At 58.0% G+C, this 19,314-nt stretch carries 20 protein-coding genes; 19 read left to right on the top strand and 1 reads right to left on the bottom strand.

The window, feature by feature from the left end; translation table 11 throughout:
* Window positions 1-25 precede the first annotated feature (25 nt).
* Window positions 26-997, bottom strand: a complete 972-nt coding sequence (locus AC1RQG_RS23655; RefSeq protein ID WP_493135134.1) for a site-specific integrase — start codon at window positions 995-997, stop codon at window positions 26-28.
* A 485-nt stretch (window positions 998-1,482) separates the two neighbouring features.
* On the opposite strand from AC1RQG_RS23655, the gene AC1RQG_RS23650 reads away from it, so the two are divergent.
* The 19 genes from AC1RQG_RS23650 to AC1RQG_RS23560 all read left to right on the top strand — a co-directional run bounded on the left by AC1RQG_RS23650 (window position 1,483) and on the right by AC1RQG_RS23560 (window position 19,214).
* Window positions 1,483-1,965, top strand: a complete 483-nt coding sequence (locus AC1RQG_RS23650; protein ID WP_493135132.1) for a DotD/TraH family lipoprotein — start codon at window positions 1,483-1,485, stop codon at window positions 1,963-1,965.
* Entirely contained in the window at window positions 1,946-2,776 is an 831-nt protein-coding gene (locus tag AC1RQG_RS23645) for a type IV secretory system conjugative DNA transfer family protein (protein ID WP_493135130.1), read from the top strand. Before AC1RQG_RS23650 ends, AC1RQG_RS23645 begins: the two co-directional genes overlap by 20 nt.
* Entirely contained in the window at window positions 2,773-3,993 is a 1,221-nt protein-coding gene (locus AC1RQG_RS23640; RefSeq protein WP_493135128.1) for a type IV pilus twitching motility protein PilT, read from the top strand. The genes AC1RQG_RS23645 and AC1RQG_RS23640 overlap by 4 nt, the downstream gene beginning before the upstream one ends.
* On the top strand, window positions 3,990-4,256 hold the full coding sequence (gene icmT, locus AC1RQG_RS23635) for an IcmT/TraK family protein (RefSeq protein WP_493135126.1): 267 nt from the start codon (window positions 3,990-3,992) through the stop codon (window positions 4,254-4,256). The genes AC1RQG_RS23640 and icmT overlap by 4 nt, the downstream gene beginning before the upstream one ends.
* A gap of 14 nt (window positions 4,257-4,270) precedes the next feature.
* Entirely contained in the window at window positions 4,271-5,266 is a 996-nt protein-coding gene (gene parM, locus AC1RQG_RS23630) for a plasmid segregation protein ParM domain-containing protein (protein ID WP_493135124.1), read from the top strand.
* Window positions 5,267-5,269: 3 nt separating this feature from the next.
* Window positions 5,270-5,656, top strand: a complete 387-nt coding sequence (locus AC1RQG_RS23625) for a hypothetical protein (RefSeq protein WP_493135122.1) — start codon at window positions 5,270-5,272, stop codon at window positions 5,654-5,656.
* A 13-nt stretch (window positions 5,657-5,669) separates the two neighbouring features.
* Window positions 5,670-6,416, top strand: coding sequence for a hypothetical protein (locus AC1RQG_RS23620; RefSeq protein WP_493135120.1), 747 nt, complete (start codon window positions 5,670-5,672; stop codon window positions 6,414-6,416).
* Entirely contained in the window at window positions 6,413-8,350 is a 1,938-nt protein-coding gene (locus tag AC1RQG_RS23615) for a secretin GspD/PilQ domain-containing protein (protein WP_493135118.1), read from the top strand. The genes AC1RQG_RS23620 and AC1RQG_RS23615 overlap by 4 nt, the downstream gene beginning before the upstream one ends.
* A 2-nt stretch (window positions 8,351-8,352) precedes the next feature.
* Entirely contained in the window at window positions 8,353-9,402 is a 1,050-nt protein-coding gene (locus AC1RQG_RS23610; protein ID WP_493135117.1) for a type II secretion system protein, read from the top strand.
* 6 nt (window positions 9,403-9,408) lie between these two features.
* Window positions 9,409-10,065 (top strand): prepilin-type N-terminal cleavage/methylation domain-containing protein, encoded by a 657-nt coding sequence (locus AC1RQG_RS23605; RefSeq protein WP_493135116.1) that lies wholly within the window; start codon window positions 9,409-9,411, stop codon window positions 10,063-10,065.
* A gap of 12 nt (window positions 10,066-10,077) precedes the next feature.
* Window positions 10,078-10,878 (top strand): hypothetical protein, encoded by an 801-nt coding sequence (locus tag AC1RQG_RS23600; protein ID WP_493135114.1) that lies wholly within the window; start codon window positions 10,078-10,080, stop codon window positions 10,876-10,878.
* 18 nt (window positions 10,879-10,896) lie between these two features.
* The gene (locus AC1RQG_RS23595) at window positions 10,897-12,873 is read left to right on the top strand and encodes a GspE/PulE family protein (RefSeq protein WP_493135113.1); all 1,977 of its coding nucleotides are present in this window, start codon (window positions 10,897-10,899) and stop codon (window positions 12,871-12,873) included.
* 11 nt (window positions 12,874-12,884) lie between these two features.
* Window positions 12,885-13,922: a type II secretion system F family protein gene (locus tag AC1RQG_RS23590; protein ID WP_493135111.1), complete on the top strand. Its 1,038-nt coding sequence runs from the start codon at window positions 12,885-12,887 to the stop codon at window positions 13,920-13,922.
* Between the two features lie 15 nt (window positions 13,923-13,937).
* A complete protein-coding gene (locus AC1RQG_RS23585) occupies window positions 13,938-15,140 on the top strand; it encodes a hypothetical protein (protein WP_493135110.1) in 1,203 nt (400 codons plus the stop codon).
* Entirely contained in the window at window positions 15,133-15,675 is a 543-nt protein-coding gene (locus AC1RQG_RS23580; RefSeq protein WP_493135108.1) for a hypothetical protein, read from the top strand. Before AC1RQG_RS23585 ends, AC1RQG_RS23580 begins: the two co-directional genes overlap by 8 nt.
* Window positions 15,676-15,685: 10 nt before the next feature.
* Window positions 15,686-16,231 (top strand): hypothetical protein, encoded by a 546-nt coding sequence (locus tag AC1RQG_RS23575; protein WP_493135107.1) that lies wholly within the window; start codon window positions 15,686-15,688, stop codon window positions 16,229-16,231.
* Between the two features lie 7 nt (window positions 16,232-16,238).
* Complete coding sequence (locus AC1RQG_RS23570) at window positions 16,239-16,814, top strand: hypothetical protein (protein ID WP_493135105.1); 576 nt, start codon at window positions 16,239-16,241, stop codon at window positions 16,812-16,814.
* Complete coding sequence (locus AC1RQG_RS23565; RefSeq protein ID WP_493135103.1) at window positions 16,815-17,438, top strand: hypothetical protein; 624 nt, start codon at window positions 16,815-16,817, stop codon at window positions 17,436-17,438. It begins immediately after the preceding gene.
* Between the two features lie 1,257 nt (window positions 17,439-18,695).
* Entirely contained in the window at window positions 18,696-19,214 is a 519-nt protein-coding gene (locus AC1RQG_RS23560; protein ID WP_493135102.1) for a hypothetical protein, read from the top strand.
* Window positions 19,215-19,314: the final 100 nt, after the last annotated feature.

Here is a 19,314-nt window from a genome sequence, read left to right as displayed (position 1 = left end):
GTATCAATGTACTTAATTGCGGGTGTCAACTGCTGCCCGCGTCTTTTTGAGCCCGCGGCCGGAACGTCTTCGCCTTCGCGCGCACCCGTTTGACCTCGCTCCCCAGAGGAGCAACTTTGATGACGGAATTCCCCGACGCCTTCGGTGCGTAATGTGTGCCGGCCGTCTCGTCGCTGCCGTGGCCCATGAGGGCCGCAACTTCCGCCTTCGTGCTGCCCGACATTTTGGCGTCCGCCGAGAACTGGTGACGCATCGAATAGAGCGACGGATATTTTTTCCGTTTCCCGAAGCAACCCCTTGTGGCGGCGTACATGTAGTCGCTCACGGCCTTTTGCAGCTGCTCGAACCCGACCTCGGCCGCGTATCCCTCCAGCATCTGGATCATGTCCTGCAGCAGCTCCATTTCGCCGGCAGACAGCATGGAGAGATCGAGCGTGCGTTCTTCGCCGTTGCCACGGCCGTTGGTGGCCTTGGCGTTGCGCACGTGCAGGATCTGCTTGCCGTGCTGCTCGCCCAGCCGAGCGAATTCCCACTCGCCTGGCCGCAAGCCGGTGATGCGCGTTGCCTCAAGCCAGGTGCGCAGCGCGCCGGCATAGCGGTGTTTGCCCACATGATCGGCCAAGTACGACAACAGCTTCTCATAGTCCGCCCGCTTACACCCTTTTTGTTTCCGCGATGACGTTTGGGTGCCGTATTTGAGCGCTCCCTCGGATGAGGTCGCGTTCAACAGGGAGACTGCGGCCTGGAGCTCCTGTTTTGCCAGCTTATCCGTTGACTCCGATGCCAAATGCTCGAAGTGATAGCGCAGGGAGTTCTTGTACTGCTTCCAGGTATTACGGGCGATCGTGGGCTTACGGGTGATGAGGTGCTCAACAACGGCAATGGGGGAGAGCGTGTAAGGGGAGGCGTGACCATACGCACGGGCAGCTCTGGAGCGTATTCCCATTGCTTTTATGGCATAGTTTTTTTCTGTTTTCTCAAGTCGAGTTGGTATCATAGTTTTTATTTGGCTCCCCACGTTACTCCGAGCTGCAATCCTCTCGAAGTAACCGTATCACATACTATAGTCGGTTGCCAAGTGACCTTTTTTGATACCTAACGTGGCGCATACCGAAAACTGATACATGGCGTGTCATCGGAAGTTGCATTGTTGCTCGCCAAGTAAGTTTATGCCTGCGTCAAATTGACTGTGCAAGGCGCGCACGATTCCATTGCTTGTCCCGGTGGTGCGTCAATGTGACTTCACATCACGGCCTGACAATCATGGTGAGGTCACATTGACTGCAAACTTGGATATGTGAGTTTTGGAATGGTTATTTGAGGTCACATTGACTCATTTGGACGTGAGTCGTGTTGTTCGTAGTAAAGAAAACCGGTCAAGGTGACGCACTTGCTTTGACACAAGCATAGTTTTAAGGGTACATTGGCGCTTACTTTGGTTAGCTTATAATTGAGGCTGATCTAAACAAGGTGCTAAAAACTATGAAACTACGAAGCTTTGGTGGCGTATTTACCGCGATGATCGTAACGGGCTGTGCCAGCACGCAGCCTGTGACAATTTCACGTGAGCAAGACCCTGCATTCCAGATGCTGGCACGCTCGGCTCGGAATATTGAACAGTCGCTTACCCAGCTGGCGGAGGCGGAGCAGTTCGATAAAATGAAAGTACAGCCGGGCCAGCCGCGCATCTTTGAACAGGTGCGCGGGATGGAGCAGGTCGTCACCATGCCGTGGCAGGGAACGCTGGAACAGGCCGCTGTCAAGCTGGCGACGTTCGCCGGCTTCGAGGTGAAATTCTTCGGCAAGGCCCCGGTAACACCAATCCTGGTGCAAATCGGCCGTGATCCTGCCACCGTATCTGATCATCTCAGGAACCTGGGTATCCAAGCTGGAGCCCGCGCGGACCTGATCGTAGATCCCACTAAAAAAATCGTAGGCATCAAATATGGCAATGGCGGTCTCTAAGACACGGCTGTTTGCCGTCTTGATGCTGGCGGGCGTGTTGGCCCCCCAAGTACACGCCGCAGTACCTGCGGTGAGCGAGCCCCCAACGCTGGACGCGGTGCTGAGCAACACTAACCGTGCTGCCCAGGATTCGCAGGCGCTGAGCGGCATTGCGCGTGCGCGGCTGGATGCGCTCAAGGAAGCGGCCCTCGGCTACGGCGTGCGGAGCGGCCTCGCGCGTCGATCCTATGAGATCGGCCAAGTCGTTCGTGAGAACGAGCGCATGCTTGACAGCATCTACAACTTCGCGGCGATGGTTTTGGACAAAAACGTTCTGTGCCCGGTTTTGCTGGAGGGCCAGAACAGCCTGAACCAATCCGGCACTGACACGATCCGCATTGTGGATGCGACTTATCGCATCGAACGCCAGGCGCAATTCGTGACCGCGCCACCCAACTGGCGTGACTACCTGATGCGCGACTTCAAGTACACATCTGATATGCCGGCCTCGCCCCTGCTGCCAAACAGCGAGGCGGAGAAGGTCGTCTGGCAACAAGGCGTGGCGGCGGGCTGGAAGGTTGGAACCGAGCAAGCGAATCAGATTTTTGACGGCGCGCTGGCTCGCCTGGAACGTGACTATAAGGGCATGGTCTTGTATAAGAGTTTGCTCGCCAAAGGCATGATCAGTAAGCCGTATGTCGCGCAGGCTGACCTGGGGGTTACCGGTGATGGTAACAGCATCAACATCAATGATCGCGTGCTGCGTATTACTGCGAAGCCTCAGTTGGAGGTGAATCCGGCTGCGTGGAAATCCTTGGTGGTGCCTAAATGACGCAGGAGCGTAGTGATCGCCAGAAGGATTGGCTGCTGGTGGGCGAGCCGATCCGCTTTGACCAGGCTGAGCTCGACCGGTTGCTGATCCATTCTGAAACCGTCGGTGCTTCTGATATCTATTTCAAGACCGGACGTCCGGTCGTGGCCCGGGTTCAGGGCAAGTTGGTGAAGTTGACTAATCGCCGTCTTGACCATAACGAACTGGTTACGATCACGTGTGAAATGTACGGCGGCGCAAATGCCGACCTGCAGCTTCGGACCGGCAACCCGATCGACCAGGCCTATTCGATCAAAGTGACGCGGGATCGTAGCCTACGTTTCCGCTGGTGCGGAACTGGCTGCCTGGTCAAAGGGAATTTTGGCATCTCTCTGGTTCTCCGTGAACTGGCTGGTGTTCCGAGGAAATTGGATCGCGACGAGCTGCATCCAAAGCTCCTGGCCGGGCTCTTCCCGCCTGATGGTCTCGTATACGTCACCGGTGCTACTGGCTCCGGCAAGAGTACTCTGCTCGCTTCCATCATTCGAGAGATCGCGGAAGATCCTGAAGCCGATTGCCACATCCTGACCATGGAAGCGCCCATCGAATACGTCTATGACGAAGTTCATACCGTCTCGTGCGAAATCGACCAGTCGGCTGTTCCTGACCACTTGGGGTCATTTGCTGCTGCGATTCGTAATTCACTCCGTCGTGACCCGGATGTGATTCTGGTTGGCGAGAGTCGTGATGCGGAGACCATCAAGGTAGGTATCTTGGCTGGACAAACCGGTCACTTGCTCTATACCACCCTCCATTGCAACAACGTCGCGACGACTTTTCTCCGCATTATTCAGGCGGTGCCAGCGGAGGAGGTGCTGTCGATCATGGGCAGCTTGATTGACTCGTTGCGCGTGATTGTCTCTCAGCGGCTCGTGCCTACCCTGGATGGGAAACGGTGCGCGGTGCGCGAGTTTCTGGTTTTCGACGACGTAATGCGTCGCGAACTGCTCATGGTGGCGTCGAAAAATATCAGCCTGCTGCCGTCGACGGCAGCGCGCATGGTCGAAGAGCACGGCCAGACGTTGGCGCAGCACGCGCGGCAACTGGCCGATGCTGGTCGCATCGATCCAGTTTATGCAGATCTGATCGAAGCGGAAGGCAAGACTGCGATCGCGATGGAGCTTGCGAAAACACACGGCGGCCAGGTTGGCGCGCTCGTTCAGGAGGAAGCCGCATGAGTAAAAAGAACGTTTGGCGTGACACAGGGCGGACGGCGCGCTTCTTCGTCTTCGACGCGAAGGCCGGCGTGCCGTTTCTCATTTTCCTAGCCCACATCAAGTTGTGGACATTCATTTTCGCCTGTTCGTCATTCCTCCTATTTGGCACGTTGGAGCGGTTCGGGATCTCGTTGGAAGTGGCCCTACGCATGCTTCGAGCGTGGATAGCAGGGCCAATCAGGTATGGCGTCGCATGGTGGCACAAGCCCCAGAAGAAATATTAATCGAGGAGAAATATATGCAAGAACCAATCTACGTCGGTGTGGACGATGGCTTCCGCCAAACCAAGATCGTGACATCGACCGGCATCAGCCTGTCGATTCCCAGTGTCGCTCGGGCTGGCTTTACCTTGACTACGCTGGGCAAGGAAGACGCGGGTATGGGCGGCTACGAGTCGGATGGACGCCAGTTCACCGTGGATGCCGAAATCGAGGGTGAGGATACGCGCTTCGACGATTACGCTTTCAACGAGATCAACCGCGTGCTGGTGAATCATGCGCTTCAACTGGCCGGGCTGGGTGGCCGCGAAATCCGCTTGGCTACCGGCTTGCCGTTTCAGAAGTTCTTTACGCCCGGAACGAGTGAGCCAAACCAGTCGCTGATTGACCAGAAGATCGCCAACCTCGCCATTGAGGTAAAGCCGCTGAACGGGCAAAAGGCTCCGAAAATCGTGAAGCAGGTCGTGACAGCCCAAGGCCTGGCTGCCGTAATCGACTACTTCACTGCGGACGACGGAAATCTGCGGCCGAACATCGATGTCAACGCGCCAATCGCCGTGCTCGATATCGGCGGCCGCACCACGGACAGCGTCACCGTCTACGGGGGCGGCAAGCTCGATCATGCGAATTCAGGTACCGCGAACGTCGGCATTAGCAATGTCTACGACTACATGGAAAACGAGCTCAAGCGCAAGTTCGGGGTCGCGAAAATCCGCTTGGCGACACTCGACCATGTCGCCCGTCACCGCAAGATTCGCCTACGTGGCCAGGATCACGACGTCGCCGACATCGTTGATAACGCCGTGGCGGAGATCGGTGCGCAGGTCCTGCGCGAGGCCAAACGTCGCATCGGAGACGCCGCTGAAATGCAGTCGGTAATCCTGGTCGGTGGCGGCGCAATGCTGATGCGCGACGTAATTGTCGCAGCTTATCCGCATTGCTATGTTCCTGCGGATCCTGCGGAGGCAAACGCCCGCGGCATGCGCAAATTCCTGCAGTACATGGTGGAGGAATAAACGATGCCGCGTGAAGTCGGGAAAACGTGGGAGCGGTTCGGCCGCCGCTTTCATATCAGGCTTTCCCTAAAAAGGCCTGCCGAAGTGGCTGTGATGGACGAGTATGACCGTCGGTCTGAAATTCTAGGCAAAGACGACAAGGAATTCCTGAAAGACTGTCTCGTGGCGGGCTTCAAACTCCTTGTAAATAAAGGAATCTATGATAATCATGTTGATTTATCCTCAAATGAAAGTAATAATACGGAAAAACAACATGTGGCTCAGAACTCAGCCAACGACACCAGCCGCGACGTGAATGCGGCGAGTGGTGCACCACAAAATGCGGAGCCGATCTCGGCTGCTGGTGTACCTGCTAAATCGGTCCTTGGTGGCCTCATGAAACACGGGTAACTGTGAGATAACGATGAAAAAGTATGTGTCCCTGCTCCTCCTCTTGCTGCCCTTCTCTGCGTTTGCAGGCTTCCAGGTCGTCGAGAAGCCTTCATATCCGGTGCCGTTGGGTGGCAAGCCAGCTTCGGCCGGGGCAGTAACCCTCGCGGCCGTGTCGTACATCGGCGAACCGCAGGGCGACATGGAGCTGCGCCGCGGCTTTGGTCGCGACGTCAAGTTGGTCGATGCCCTGAAGCAGATCGCTCCGCCCGAGTGGCACGCTGCTGTCACCCCGGATTTGACCAACCGCTTCGACAAAGACCGGCCGGTCACCTGGCGCGGTGGCCGCTACTGGATCGAGGTGCTCGATACCCTCGCTGCCGAGCAGGGCTTGCTGGTGTCGGTGGACTGGAACCGACAGTACCTGACCGTCAGCCCCAAGGTGGTGATCGCCAGCGTGGTTCCTGGCACGCCAGCCTCCACGATCGTCGAGAAGAGCGAGCCGGTGTGGGTCGTGAAGCCTGGGTCATTCCTGCGCACCGTGCTCAACGAGTATGCGGCGCGCGCAGGCTGGGCGGTGGAATACAACTACAAGGATCCCCAGACGCTGGAAGAGAAGGACTTGCGTCTGGGCGGCGGTATGCGCGTTGAAGGCGACTTCAAGAAGTTCGTGAAAGAGCTGTTCGCATCGTTGCCTGAAAGCGCGAAGATCCGCGCCGAGCTGTGGGGCGAAAACGATCCGCCAACCGTCTATGTATTCCGTAAAGGTGTTGAACGATGAACCCATTTCGATTGACTACGGCCGCATTGGCCGTGAGTACCGTGGTATTGCTGGTTGGTTGCGGCACGGTACGCGAAGCACGCGATGAAGTCGTGGCGCAGCAGCCCGTTGCCCGCAAGGCGATCTCCGAACCAATCATGCTGGCCGATGTGCCGGTTGTCGTTGAGCGCAAAGGCAAGATGTTGACGGCTACGTCTGTCGCGTACCAGAAAAATAGCGGCGCTTGGCTGCGCAATATCATGGTTGATGTGAACGCCGGGAATCCGACCGCGTTGTCGCAAATCGTGGCGCAGCTGGCGGCCAAGGGCTTGAACGTGACCTCGGATCTGCCGCTCGATAACATGACCTTTGTCGGTCGCGTGAATCGAACCGACGCCGAGTCGGCCCTGCGTATAATTCTCGGAAGTGCTGGTCTGGACTACGACGTCGATGACCAACGCAAGATCGTGACCATCAAGCCGGTGTCTGGTCGTACCTGGTACATCCAGCTCGGCAATCGCCGCAGCTCGTTCTCGACTAACGGGAGTGTCGCCTCTAGCGGTGCGAACTCGACCCAGTCCGGCACAGGCAATCAGCAGTCGGGACTTGGCCAACAGGGGACTCAGAGCGGGCAGGGCGGCCAATCAGGCGGTGTAGGTCAGAATAGCGGTGGTCAGACGGGCGCCCAGCCTACAACTGGCGGTCAGTCCGGCTCCGGCGGGACGCAGGTCGCATCCAGTTCGAACAGCGATTCTTCGGGTGGCATCGGCGTGTCGAACAACGAAGACTATTGGGGTGCGCTATCGCGTGAACTCACAAGCCGCCTGCAGGTACTTATCCCTGTTCCCAAGGCATCTGCAAGCCGCGGTTCCCCACTAATGGCCGGCGGCGCACTGCCAGCGTTGCCAGGCCTTCCAATGGCGAATGGACTGCCGACGCAGCTCAACCCTACGCTGCAGGCTCCGCCAGTGGGATCCGGTCAGCCAGGTGATGCAAGCAGCGCTGTCGCCGATCTGTACGTGTCGAAAAAAATTGGCACGTTCTCATTGAATCCGGAGACGGGCGCGATTTGGGTCCAGGCCCCACACTGGGTGCTCTCAGATCTTGATACCTATTTCACCCGCACTGCGCGCGCGTTCAACACCCTGATGTCGTTCGAAGGCAGGCTAGTTCTTGTGTCGAGCGGCCGGAACAAGAAAGAAGCGCTGGACATCCGCAAGTTCGCGCAGTTCGCAAAAGGCCGCTATGGTGCCGTGCTGTCGAACAATGCCGCTGGCGGAGTCACCGTTGGGTTTAACCCTGGTAGTAACATCCCTAACGTGTCTGCCGGCTCGCAGGACGTCGGCGGTGCGCTGCTCGGTATCGTGTCCAACGCCGATGGTCTGGCCATCTTCAACGACTATCTGGAGGAATATACGTCCTCGTCGGTTGTGCAGAAGCCGCGCGTGGCTACCACTTCTGGCGTGCCCGGCACCTATTCCAAGTTCATTCATGACTTCTTCCCCCTGGTGCAGCAAAACGCTACCACCGGCAACACCGGCGCGGCAGTGCAGGCCACGAATACTGTTCTGGTACCTGTAGATTTGGGCACCGAGCTGCAGATATTCCCGCGCTTTGACATTGCGACCGGGACCGTGCGTGCCACGTTCAAATTGCGAAGCGCCTTGAAGGAAGGTGAGCGCTCGTTCCAGCAGCAGTTCGCCATCGGATCGACGCCGGTTTCCTTGTCGCAGACCGTTCCTATCGTCGGCGATCTGAAGCTTGGCGGCGAAGTGATCATGCGCGAAGGTGACCTGATCATCGTTGGTGGGCAATCGGAGGATCTGCTGACGACCAACGAGAACGGCATCCCGGGCACTGATGGCCCCATTGGCGGTGTATTCGGCTCGAAGCTGTCGACGCGGACTGGCGGGACGTATTACTTCGCCCTCAAGGTCAACTTGACTGAGCTCTGATCATGAGAAAGCGTATACCAAATTCGCAGCGTGGCTTTACGCTCGTCGAACTGCTCATCGTCGCGCTTGTGATCTCGATCCTGGCAGTGGCGATGGCACCGGTATTCGGTTCAATCGCCAGCTCGTGGACGCGCGCGAGCATCGAGAAGACGAAACTGCAAAACGGATACATCGCCGATGCCTTGGTGTCATATGCACAGGAGAACCTCGCGGTGGGTGCGGCGGGCGCATTGCCGCCGCCATATACGGGCGGCGGTTATACGTCCACAGTATTCAATCCGTCGGATGTCACCGCGAATGGCATCGCGCTGAAACAAAAGCTGACGCAACAAGGTGTGCCCATCACGGAGATTAATGACGACGGTACTGTGGGGGCGAGCGTTCGCGTCTACCAACTGGTGACGGGTCTAACGCAGCAGATCCCGATGTACTTCCAATCCGGCCCGCTCGTTACTTTGACCTATCAGTATGGTGCGATTTACATGACCGCCTGTAATCAGTCGACGACCGCGTGCAATCCCACTGCTGCGACGGGTGTTCCCGGCACCAGTCTAGCGCTGACGGCATTGAACTACACCGCGTGGACTACCGCCGGGACCGATGGCGCGGCCAGCATTGTCTCATCGCTGCCGGTGCAGCGCTCGATGTTGACTAAAACGACGAACAATCTGGACAAGTTGCGCGACTACTTTGTCTCGTACTATCGCGCAGCTCAGCAAAAGGCGATCGCGGCGGACACCACAAACTGGTACCCCGCTGGCGTGGCGTCGTTATCCGGTCAAAACCCAGGTACGAACCAGGCCTGCCGTGATGGTTGGTACAACCTATCGACTGACGCGTCGATCTTGCAGACCGTGGGCCTCACCAGTACCGAGCTCGGCTCCACCGCGTGGGGCGGCGCGATCGAATATTGCCGTGATTACGATCCTACCGGAACTAAGGGTGCAAATACGGCTCCGTTCTACGGCGCGTTTCGGATCCGTGCCAGCGTGTCCAGCGGCAGTGCACCAGATTCCGTGGCGACAGGGAATAACGTCGTGCTCAGTTTTTGAGCTTACGTGAAATTAATTTTTCTTCATATTTTTAAACAGCCTGCGGGCAAATTGAAAGGCAAAACAGTCATGAAAAAGCATTCGAATATCCGGCGTGTTGCTCAACGCGGTTTTACCCTGGTGGAGCTGCTCGTTGTAGTGGTTATTCTGGGCATCCTGATCGCCGCATTCGGCAACCAGATCAAGGACGCGTTCCTGCCGAGCAAGAGCACGGCGCTGATTCGTTCGGCAGATCAAATCAACAACGTATGGAACGTCGGCGTGAAGGGCTGCGGCAAAGCCACAGATATCACAGGTTCCGTGATACCGGCGGCCGGCAAGACTGTATCGGACGTGGTTTTCGGCGGCGTGGCGAACGTTTCCGCCACCTTCCAGACATGCTGGGCCGGTTCGCAGGCCAAAGCGATGACGGAAGTCGGGGCAGCCACCTCGACCGCTGGTGTCTACCAGGTGTTGGACTACGTGGTCTCGTTCGCCGGCGGCGGCACCAACCCACTGCAGGTCAGCTTTGCCGCAGTCCCGGACGACATCGTATTGGCTATGGCTCAGAAGTATAACAAGTCGCTCACGGCGCTGGTCGCAGCTGGCGACACGACCAGTGCTGTGATCCAGTACGGCGCGCCGACCAGCGGTCAGCGTACCGTCACGGTGATCAAGCAGTAAAGGTCAACGCCGATGTACGTGGCCGCCGTTATCGCCGTGTTCGTCCTGGTCGGATATCTATCCGATCAGGTATCTGACCGATTCGAGCGGTTGGCAAACGCGTATTTTTCCAAAGCGCGGGCGCAGCAAATGGTCCGGTTGTCAGAGGCTTTGGCTGAATACGTGCAGAACTACCGCGTGATGCCGGCCTCGTTGGGGGCGCTCGCGAGTACACCTGGCTACGAATACACCACAGGGCTGATGAACAACTGGCAGGGTTACGGCGTTAGTGGCTCTATCGTTGATTCGATGTGGACCTTCCAGCGCGCGGTCTTGTTTACCAATGACCCCTCGACGGGAACGACGGCCGCGAGCTATCTCGCGGCGAACAGCTGCGGTGCTGGCGGCTACGCTACTGAAGCGAATGCGTGGTGCGGCAACAGCCGGAGCATGTGGTTCCGCATCGAGTCGCGTGAGGTCTTCAATGATCAGCTGGCCACGGAGCAGGGCCGCTTGCACCGGTTGGATCAGAAATTTGCGAACTATTACAACTCCAAGGGGGCGTATCCGTCCGTAGACGCTGGAAACGTCGCTCTGGGCGCTAACAGCATAACGTCGCTCGCTGCGCTGGTCGGGTATGCCGGATCGGCCACAGCCTGCACAGGGCAATACCAGTACCAGGGAATCCCGATTGACTGCGGCGATATGTTCAACCAGTGGGGGAACAAGATCGCATACCAGTTCGTGAGCGCTGCCCACATCATCTTGGTGAGCGAGACGCCAATTACCAATTCATCGGGCGTGCCAATCCTGGTCGCGAACGACCGAACCTGAGTTATCGAAAGTAAGAATATGGAAGCAGCGAGCAACGTCGTTCCCTACAAGACGAAACCCGACGCCAAGAAGTTGGCCGAGGGGTGGGGATGGAAGAGCCCAACCGATGAAATCCTCGCGTTGGCAGAGAAATCAGCGCTGGCCCAGTCGCTGAAGACTGGAGAGATCTTGGTTCAGTGGGGTATCCTCACTGCAGAGAGGCGCGACCAGCTGCTCCAGTCGAAGCCGGCCGATAAGGACGTGAAGTTTTTGGCTCATTGCGCCGACCAGGAGCCGAGTAGCGTGCTGCCCCAGATGGAAGGCGTGCTTGCGCTTCAGCATGGTTATCCATATTACGATCGCCTGTCGGCGCTGACCCATTACGACGCAGCGATGGAAGAAAGTCGCGTGCATCAGATCTGCGACCAGCTCAACGCGGTGCTCATGCTCGTTGAAGGCGTTGTACCCGTGTTGGTGTTCTCGCAGTTCCAGCCGATGCTGAACTACTCCGTAGAGGGGGCGGCAGCGAAGCGCACCGATCCTATTCACCTGTTCTTGCGCGGGCGTCCACCGCTGCTGGCCGTGGGGGCGGCGGATGACGTTGCCACACTCCTGAAGATGAATGCGAACGCCGAAAGTTCGCAGGAGCAGCTCGAGGGCGAAATTCGTGCGTGGAACGTTCGCGATATCGCTTCGGTAACCACCGAGGAAGAACGGCAGCTCGTGCGCGTACTGGACCATGCGCTGAACGTCGGTGCTTCCGATGTCTGGATCAAGCCATTCAGGAATGGCACCAGTGAGATCCGCATTCGAAAATGGGGAAGGCTGATTGAGCCGTTCCGCAATGTGAACGGTGAGTTCACGAACGCGAATGGCAGCGGCCGCAAAGTGGCGCGTACCATTCTCAGCGCGCCGATGACCAACAAGGCAATCAACTTGCTGCTGCAGAAAGCGGCGGCGAACAGTGCCGGCACGAAGTTGCTCAAGCCGGCGGACGGGCAAATCAACTACCGATCGCCGACTGCATCGGCGTTTATGCGTCTGAACTTTATCCCGTTGAACCACCTGGGTGAGATAAAGGATTTGCGCTCAGTTTCCATTCGACTGTTCCAAAACAAGGAGCAGTCGATTCGACTGGCGGACCTGAATATTCCCGCGGATATCATTCAAATTATTCGCGATGCCGTCGTGATGCCGCAAGGGTTAATTCTGGTATCCGGACCAGTCAACAACGGCAAGTCGACCACGATCGCAGGCGCTGTCGGCGAGTACGTCGACGAGTACGGCGACGAAATGAAGATCCCGTCCGTTGAAGATCCCATCGAGCGGCATCTTACTGGCGTGATGCACGTCCAAGCTTCGCCTCGCGTCCCAGAGGATCAGCGCTTTGCTGTCACGCTGCGAGCATACAAGCGGCACGATATCGACGCGGTGATCGTGGGCGAAATCCGCGACGCGGAGAGTGCGGAGTTCGTCATCCGCTTCAGCAACACCGGCCACCTAGCGCTCACTACTACCCATGCGAGCGATTCGATGCGCGCGATCGAGATGATCGCGCAGGAAGTGCCTGACAAGCTGCACTATCTCTTGGCGGAGGCGCTCTCGCTGTCGATTGCACAGCGCCTGGTGAAGCGCATCTGCCCTAAGTGCCGAATCGAGCACAGTGAGCCGACCGAAGAAGAGCGTCGCCTATTTGAAAAGAACAAGGCCATGGTCGGTGATGAGACGTCGACGATGCCGGAGTCTTTGACGCGAGCGAATCCGAAGGGCTGCGACCCAACCGATCCAGACCGCAATCCGGGATGCGAAGAAGGTTTCGATGGGGAGATTCCCGTTCTGGAAATCTTGCAGTTCACGCGTGAGATCAAAGACGCGGCCTATGCACTGCTCAATCGTGAGGACGTGCGGACACAGAAGCGCTTGATTCGTTCCAAAACCCTGACCTTGCTTCAATCTGGTCTCAAGCTTGTCGAGATCGGCCAGGTCGAGCTGAAGTCAATTCTGTTCTTCGGCTAAGGGGTAGGGACATGATGACTTTGAGGGAAATTTGGGAAGCATCCGGCTCGCTCGCTAGCCAGTTCCGCGCGCAAGTCGATGTGCTGGAGGCTGTCGAAACGATGGTCGCCTCCCAGCCTGCCTACGCGGAGTTTTGGGAGGATACCCGCGCTAGTATTGAAGCGGGTAACCCATTGTCTACCTCGCTTCAGCATATCTGGCCTGAAGCGCTGGTGGGCGCAGTCAGGGCCGCGGAAGAATCGGGCACCATGGAGGCCGTCTTCTCCAGGATCACGGATGCGGTCGGCATCCAGTTGGAGCTCAGGAAGACCCTGATGGGACTTAACTATCCGGTAGGGATGGCGCTTTCCGCCATCATGGCCTTTATCGGTGTGATGATCACTGCGGTGCCAATGGCAACGAGGTCGCTTGGCTTGAAGGCGGACGGCAATTTCATGACGGGCCTGGCGTTCGCCATGGAGTCTTTCTTCGCGAAGTCCTGGGTGTTTGTTGCCGCCGGCATCGTTGCGGGTATCTTTTTCGGAGCAAAGTGGGGTCAGAGCGAGGAGGGTAAGAAAACCATGATGGAGTTTGGGCTGCGCATCCCGATCGTAGGCGAGGGACTGCACCTGCTTTCGTTTGGCATCTGGGCCAAGTATATGAGCCTGATGTTTTCCGCCGGCATTGCGCTGGACCGCAGTATCAATCTCACGGTGGGATCTCTCCCTGAGTCGCGCCAACTAGGCTTTGAAGCCTTCGTACGGGATATTTCTGTCAACAACTTCCCAGTGAGCTATGCCGCGAACGTTGCGAACCTTGCCGCTGACGATGCTCGTCATGACTGGCCTTTGTTCATTCGCAGGGCGTTTCTGGTCGGTGACAAGACGGGCCGGATCGATGACCAGATGAACGTCGTTGCGCCAGAGCTCATCAAGGCCGGCATCCTCAGGATTGAACGTGGTATCGAGGTAGGAAAGGTTCTTGCCACGGCGCTAGCCGGAGCATTGATTTCACTGGTCCTGTTCGCGGTTTATTCTCCGACCTTCTCGGCAATCCGCAATCTCCACTAATTTAGGAAGACGAGCATGAAAACATCGAAGTACGTCGCGGTGGAGAGCCTGCAGGAGCTGAAGGCAGCCAGCAACCGCAAAGTGTTGATCGGTGGCGGAGACCTGGTCTACGCCACCATGAACGCGCGTGCCGAGCCTCCCAAGGGGTTTGTGGCGCAACGCCCGCGCGAGGCCGCCAAGGGCCTTCTCGCCAGTTTTAAAAAGGACACGCCGAAGGTCTACACCTATTTGAATCCCTCGCTGGTCGGCTGGGAGAAGACGCGCTTCGCGGCGTTGATTGACACCTACGTTGCGTGGGGTGTGAGCTGGGCGCGCCATCTGCGAGGCCAGACAAAGGGCATCGTGGCACTGGTGGGTGGCATCGAGCGTGACGGCATGGCCTGCCACGTCGATGTGCTGGTTTTCGAGGGTGCTCGCCTGGTCGCCCTGTATGACCAGGTGCTGCCGGATCGCGGCGATATTCGCTTCCGCGCCAGTGCGGATGCCGTTGTAGCAAAGATCCGCTCAGACTATCCCGAGGCAAAGATCCAGCAAGCAGCGCCGCTTTCGGACTGGGGACTCGATGGTGTCGAGTACGTGGGCGAGTCGGCACTCGAGCACGCAAAGTACGCACCAATATCCCGGAGTATGAATTCGCACGCGGAGTTCATACTTCCGGTGGCGGTTGCCGCCATTGGCGTGCTCTACAACGCCGGCGTCATCGGGGTCTCCTGGACTGAGTGGGATGGTGCTCAGCGAAATTTCAAGGAGGCCGTCAACGACCCCGCGCTTCGCGAGACCGGCGGCATCGACTCCGCGTATATCGATGTGATGAACCAGAGGCGAATTTTCATGGAGACGCCGCGTAAGCAGGACGTGTTGCCTGATAAGGTCCTGCAAATTGTCCGGGGCATTGGAGTCTTGCCAGGCGTACAGATCATCGAGCTCCGATTGCCGGCACCGAGCGTGTCGGCTCCGATCGTCGGGCAGAGCCCGGCGAATCCGATCATCAATGCTGATGGCGGGAAGAATCAGGACCTGATCACAACGGATCGCGTTGCGGACGCGCAGATCCGTATCTCGGTGCCGAAGACCGCGTCCTCTGCGATTGATCAGGCGCGCGAGGTGCTGGGCCAGCTGGCCGGCGGAACCGGCCTGTCGCTGCGGTTGACCCAAGATGGCGTGTCCGAGGACAAGGACCGCCGCGTATTTACTGTCGAAGGATTTATTCATGGCTAACGAGAAGGTCAATAAGATCGTCTGGATGGCGTCGGCCGCTGTTGCCGCCATGTTTGTATACCAGGGCACCATCGCGATGAAAACGCTGCATGTGAAGGTCCAGGAGCAATCCGAGCAGACCGAGACGGTGGTGCGCTGGAAGCAATCTTACCGTGCGCTCGCTGCCACACGTGATAAGTGGGACCACAGCTTCCAGCGCGCCGACTCCATCCAGGACCTGGTGGGCTTGGCAGCGCATTTGGGGCTTGAACGGTATGGCCTGCAGACGGATCGGGACAACATGCACCTGTTGAAGATCGAGCAGATCACACAGAACAATATGCCCCTTGGAGTGACGAAGTTTTGCTTGGTGACGGGAAGCGGAAACGGCACCAATTTCCTCGTGGCCGCAGACAACTACGAGAAGCTGCTGATGGGCGTTGACCGCCTCGCAAAGCGTCCTGATATTTCTCTGGGAACTATTTCACTCGAGGGCGACAAGGCTTTCCCGATTGCGAAGTTGGGTGACTTCTGCGTGCTGCTGCGTAACGGATAAGGACGAACACATGGCAATCAAAAAAGCAATGTCGAGCAGGGATTCCGCGTACCTGTTTTACGGCGGCGTGCTCGGAGCAATCGCCGTGATCTGGGGTTCCGGAAACTGGGTGAATCAGAAGCTGTCGGACCTGGACGTGATGAAGCTGAAGCGTGTCCAGTCCCAGCAAGTGAGCACCGATACCAAGGCTTTCTATCCTGTGTGGGTGAAACAGAAAGCAGCGATCCGTGCTGAGCAACAGGCCGATGACAGCTTGGATAAGCTATTCAAACGGCCAGAGGAGGCGAAAGCGCTCGAGCTGCCTAAACCACCGGAACCGCCGGAGCCCGACTATGTTCAGCTGGTGCAGCAAAGCGCCTTCGTGAGCGCGATTTCCGACAACGGGGCTGTCATCAACGGCCGGTTTTACTCGGTCGGCGAAAAGATGGATGAGTTGGCCTTTATGCCCCCAGGAAAAGCACCCATCGCTCCAACGCTGGCTGGGGTAAAAGGGGACGGCGCGACGATCAGTATCGGCAAGAAGTCGGTTGTGGTTCGCATGGCTTCGGCTAACTAAAGAAAGGATGAGCCTGTTGATCGAATTTCTTGAAAACCTTCGTTACGACCACCCGCTGACGTTTCGCGTGTTGGTCGTGGCGGCTTCGGTGATGGTGCTGGGTGGTAGTTTCGCGGCGCTGCCCGAGAATGATTTCTTCAGGACCATTGGGGTAACTGGGGCACAGGTGCGTTGCGGGGCGCTTTACCGCGCTACGCGATGGCACATGCGTGCCATGGTGCACCAGGAGTCCGATGGCGCGAAGCCGCGCGTCGTGTACGGCAATATGGTTGGTGTCGACAAGAACGGGCAGCTGGTGATCTTGACGCCAGCTGGTGATCGTTTCGTCCAGTCCACCGTTCGTATCGCTGACACGCGGCTCACGAATTTGTATGGCGCAGCAGCAGCTGTCGCGGATGCACGCACCGCAGACGCGCGCTTTGAGTTCTACAACAACGACGAGGTGGTGGTGTGGATCCGCTCTGCACCCTTCAACGTGAAATTGATCGAGGACGGGCACGCAGTGCCCGATCCACGGCCGCCGACGAACATCGTCGACAAGGCGTTCGCGGCTTATTACTGGCGTATCTGGAAGGGAGAATAAATGATGAATAAATTGCAAAAAATTTTGATGAAAACGGGCTTAACGCTTTCTCGCCAATCCGGTCGTAATCGATCGGCATACGCGTCGGCCGTCATGAGCGCCGCAATGGCGCTGCCGGCGGCCGCCGCGCCGATCGACTGGGCGCACCAGGCTGGCCTGGTCCAGGCGAACGGTGCTGTGACGGTTAAGACCCTGTCGGGCGGCTCCTACGTCGCCACGAGCAACCCGGCGGGGGCGGTCGCACGCGGCAACCAAAATGCCGTAACGCAGCCACCTACGGTAATCATTCAAGCGACGGCATCAAACACTCCTATACTTATGATGACAACGGCGACATATACAGGAAACTTAGGTGGCGTTTCCGGTGCAGACGCAAAATGCGCTGCTGAGTTCGGCTCCGGTTGGAAATTTGCTGAAGCCGGTAGAATTCAATCTGGCGTAGTCCCAACTGGGCAGCTCTCAGCTTGGCTGAATGATGCCTCGACTAACTATTGTGCAGCGTGGACCAGCGGAAGCGGTTCGCTCACAGCGCGAGCCTACAGCGGCACACCGGCGGGTACTAGTTGGGGTAATCAGAATGCGACGTGCAATAACACTCTCAGATTGGCCTGCATTAGTTTTTAGGATCCCCTCGCCAATCCGGTCGCAGCGCGTCTACGTGCGCTGCGGCCCTCTGGACAGCCCTGGCGCTGCCGGTGGCAGCTGGCCAGATCGACTGGGCGCACCAGGCGGGCGCGGTCCAGGCAAACGGTGCCGTGGCCGTCAGGAACCTGTCTGGCGGCTCCTATACGGCCACCAGCAACCCGGCAGGGGCAGTGGCGCGCGCCAACCAGAACGCTATCACGCAGCCGCCGACGGTCATCATCCAGGCCACCGGAGGCGGCTACAACGAGACAGTCCCCATGCTTATTGCAGGAGCGACACCTCCATCCTGCCCGGCGGCATACACGCGCATTTTCGTGACGACAGGAACAGGTTGTCCTAGTCAGAATAGCGGTCCGCCTGCTGTCTTTAATGCGGCGGGGAGCCGATGGAGCCTTGTCTATCAACCTTACAGTGGCGGTGGCGGATCGGGATACGCGGTGTGGCTCGCGGATTTCAAGCCATCGTACATGTACAACGGTAGTGGGACCGAGACCTTTGTACAGGGAGGTAGCCAATCGTGCCAGGGTGGATATAGCGGACCATATTCGACATGGAGCGCAGCCATCTGCTCGAAATAGCCGTGCCAATCAACCATGATGCCCTCGCCAATCCGGTCGCAGCGCGTCGACGTGCGCCGCAGCCGTCCTCGCTGCCGTGGCGCTGCCGGCAGCGGCCGGGCCGATCGACTGGGCCCACCAGAACAGCCTGGTCAAGGCGAACGGCGCTGTGACGGTCAAGAGCCTGTCCGGAGGCTCTTATGCCGCCACCAGCAACCCAGGTGGCGCGGTGACGCGCGTCAACCAGAATGCCGCCACACAGCCGCCTACCGTCATCATTCAGGCCACAGGCGGAGGGCTTCCGTTTAACTATAAAGATGACTGCTATGTTGTGATGCCTCCGACTGGCTCTGCGCAAGACACGCTGCCACGAATGGGCGTAGGTAAAATTGATGTCGCAACTGGAAAATTCACAGGCCTCATGTCGTTTTTCCCGCCAGCTTCCTCATATCCGAACGCTCCATCAAGCGCGCTGATGATGGCCATACTTGGCTCGTCATACAGCGCAGCTACATTCCCAGTAGTTACCTGTAGTTCAGATGCGACTTGCGCTTACGCCAACTCCGCATACTCAAGCGGTAACGCGCTGGTTCAAGTGGCGTCTGTTGCTATCAAGTCCTACTCAAAATGCTTTCCCTGATGCCCTCGCCAATCCGGTCGCAGCGCGCCGGCACGCGCCATGATATTACTTGCCACGCTCGCGATCCCGGCGGCGGCCGGCCCGATCGACTGGGCGCATCAGGCGGCCGCGGTCCAGGCGAATGGCGCTGTGACGGTCAAGAGCCTGTCCGGAGGCTCTTATGCCGCCACCAGCAACCCAGGTGGCGCGGTCGCGCGCGTCAATCAAAATGCCGCCACGCAGCCGCCTACCGTCATCATTCAAGCTACGAGCAGCGCATATGCAGAAACGGTACCAGTGCTCACTGTCGGCTCGACTGTTCCCGGCTGCCCGGCTGGGTATACCGCGACATGGTCAAAGCTCTTCACTGCCGGCAGCTATTCGTACGTTTTCAACATTGGGGGAAGTAGATGGTCGTTTGGTTCGTTCAATGCACAGTCCACAGGCACTGTTTGGATGTGGGTGTACGACACTTCAACCGCGAGCTTTTTCCAGAACGGTGGAATTTATACCAGCAACGGCAGCGCACTTTACCAATCTTTCGGCACCAATGTCGGTGCTACGTTATGCGGGAAATGAGGTAGCGATAAAGGATTTGGTGACCTCGCCAATCCGGTCGTAATCGATCGGCATACGCGTCGGCCGTCATGAGCGCCGCCATGGCGCTGCCGGCGGCCGC

It is taken from the genome of Rugamonas sp. GW822-FHT03B10, assembly GCF_058801745.1.
Note: the sequence above shows the minus strand (reverse complement) of the source record. Positions and strands in the feature narration are given on the sequence as shown.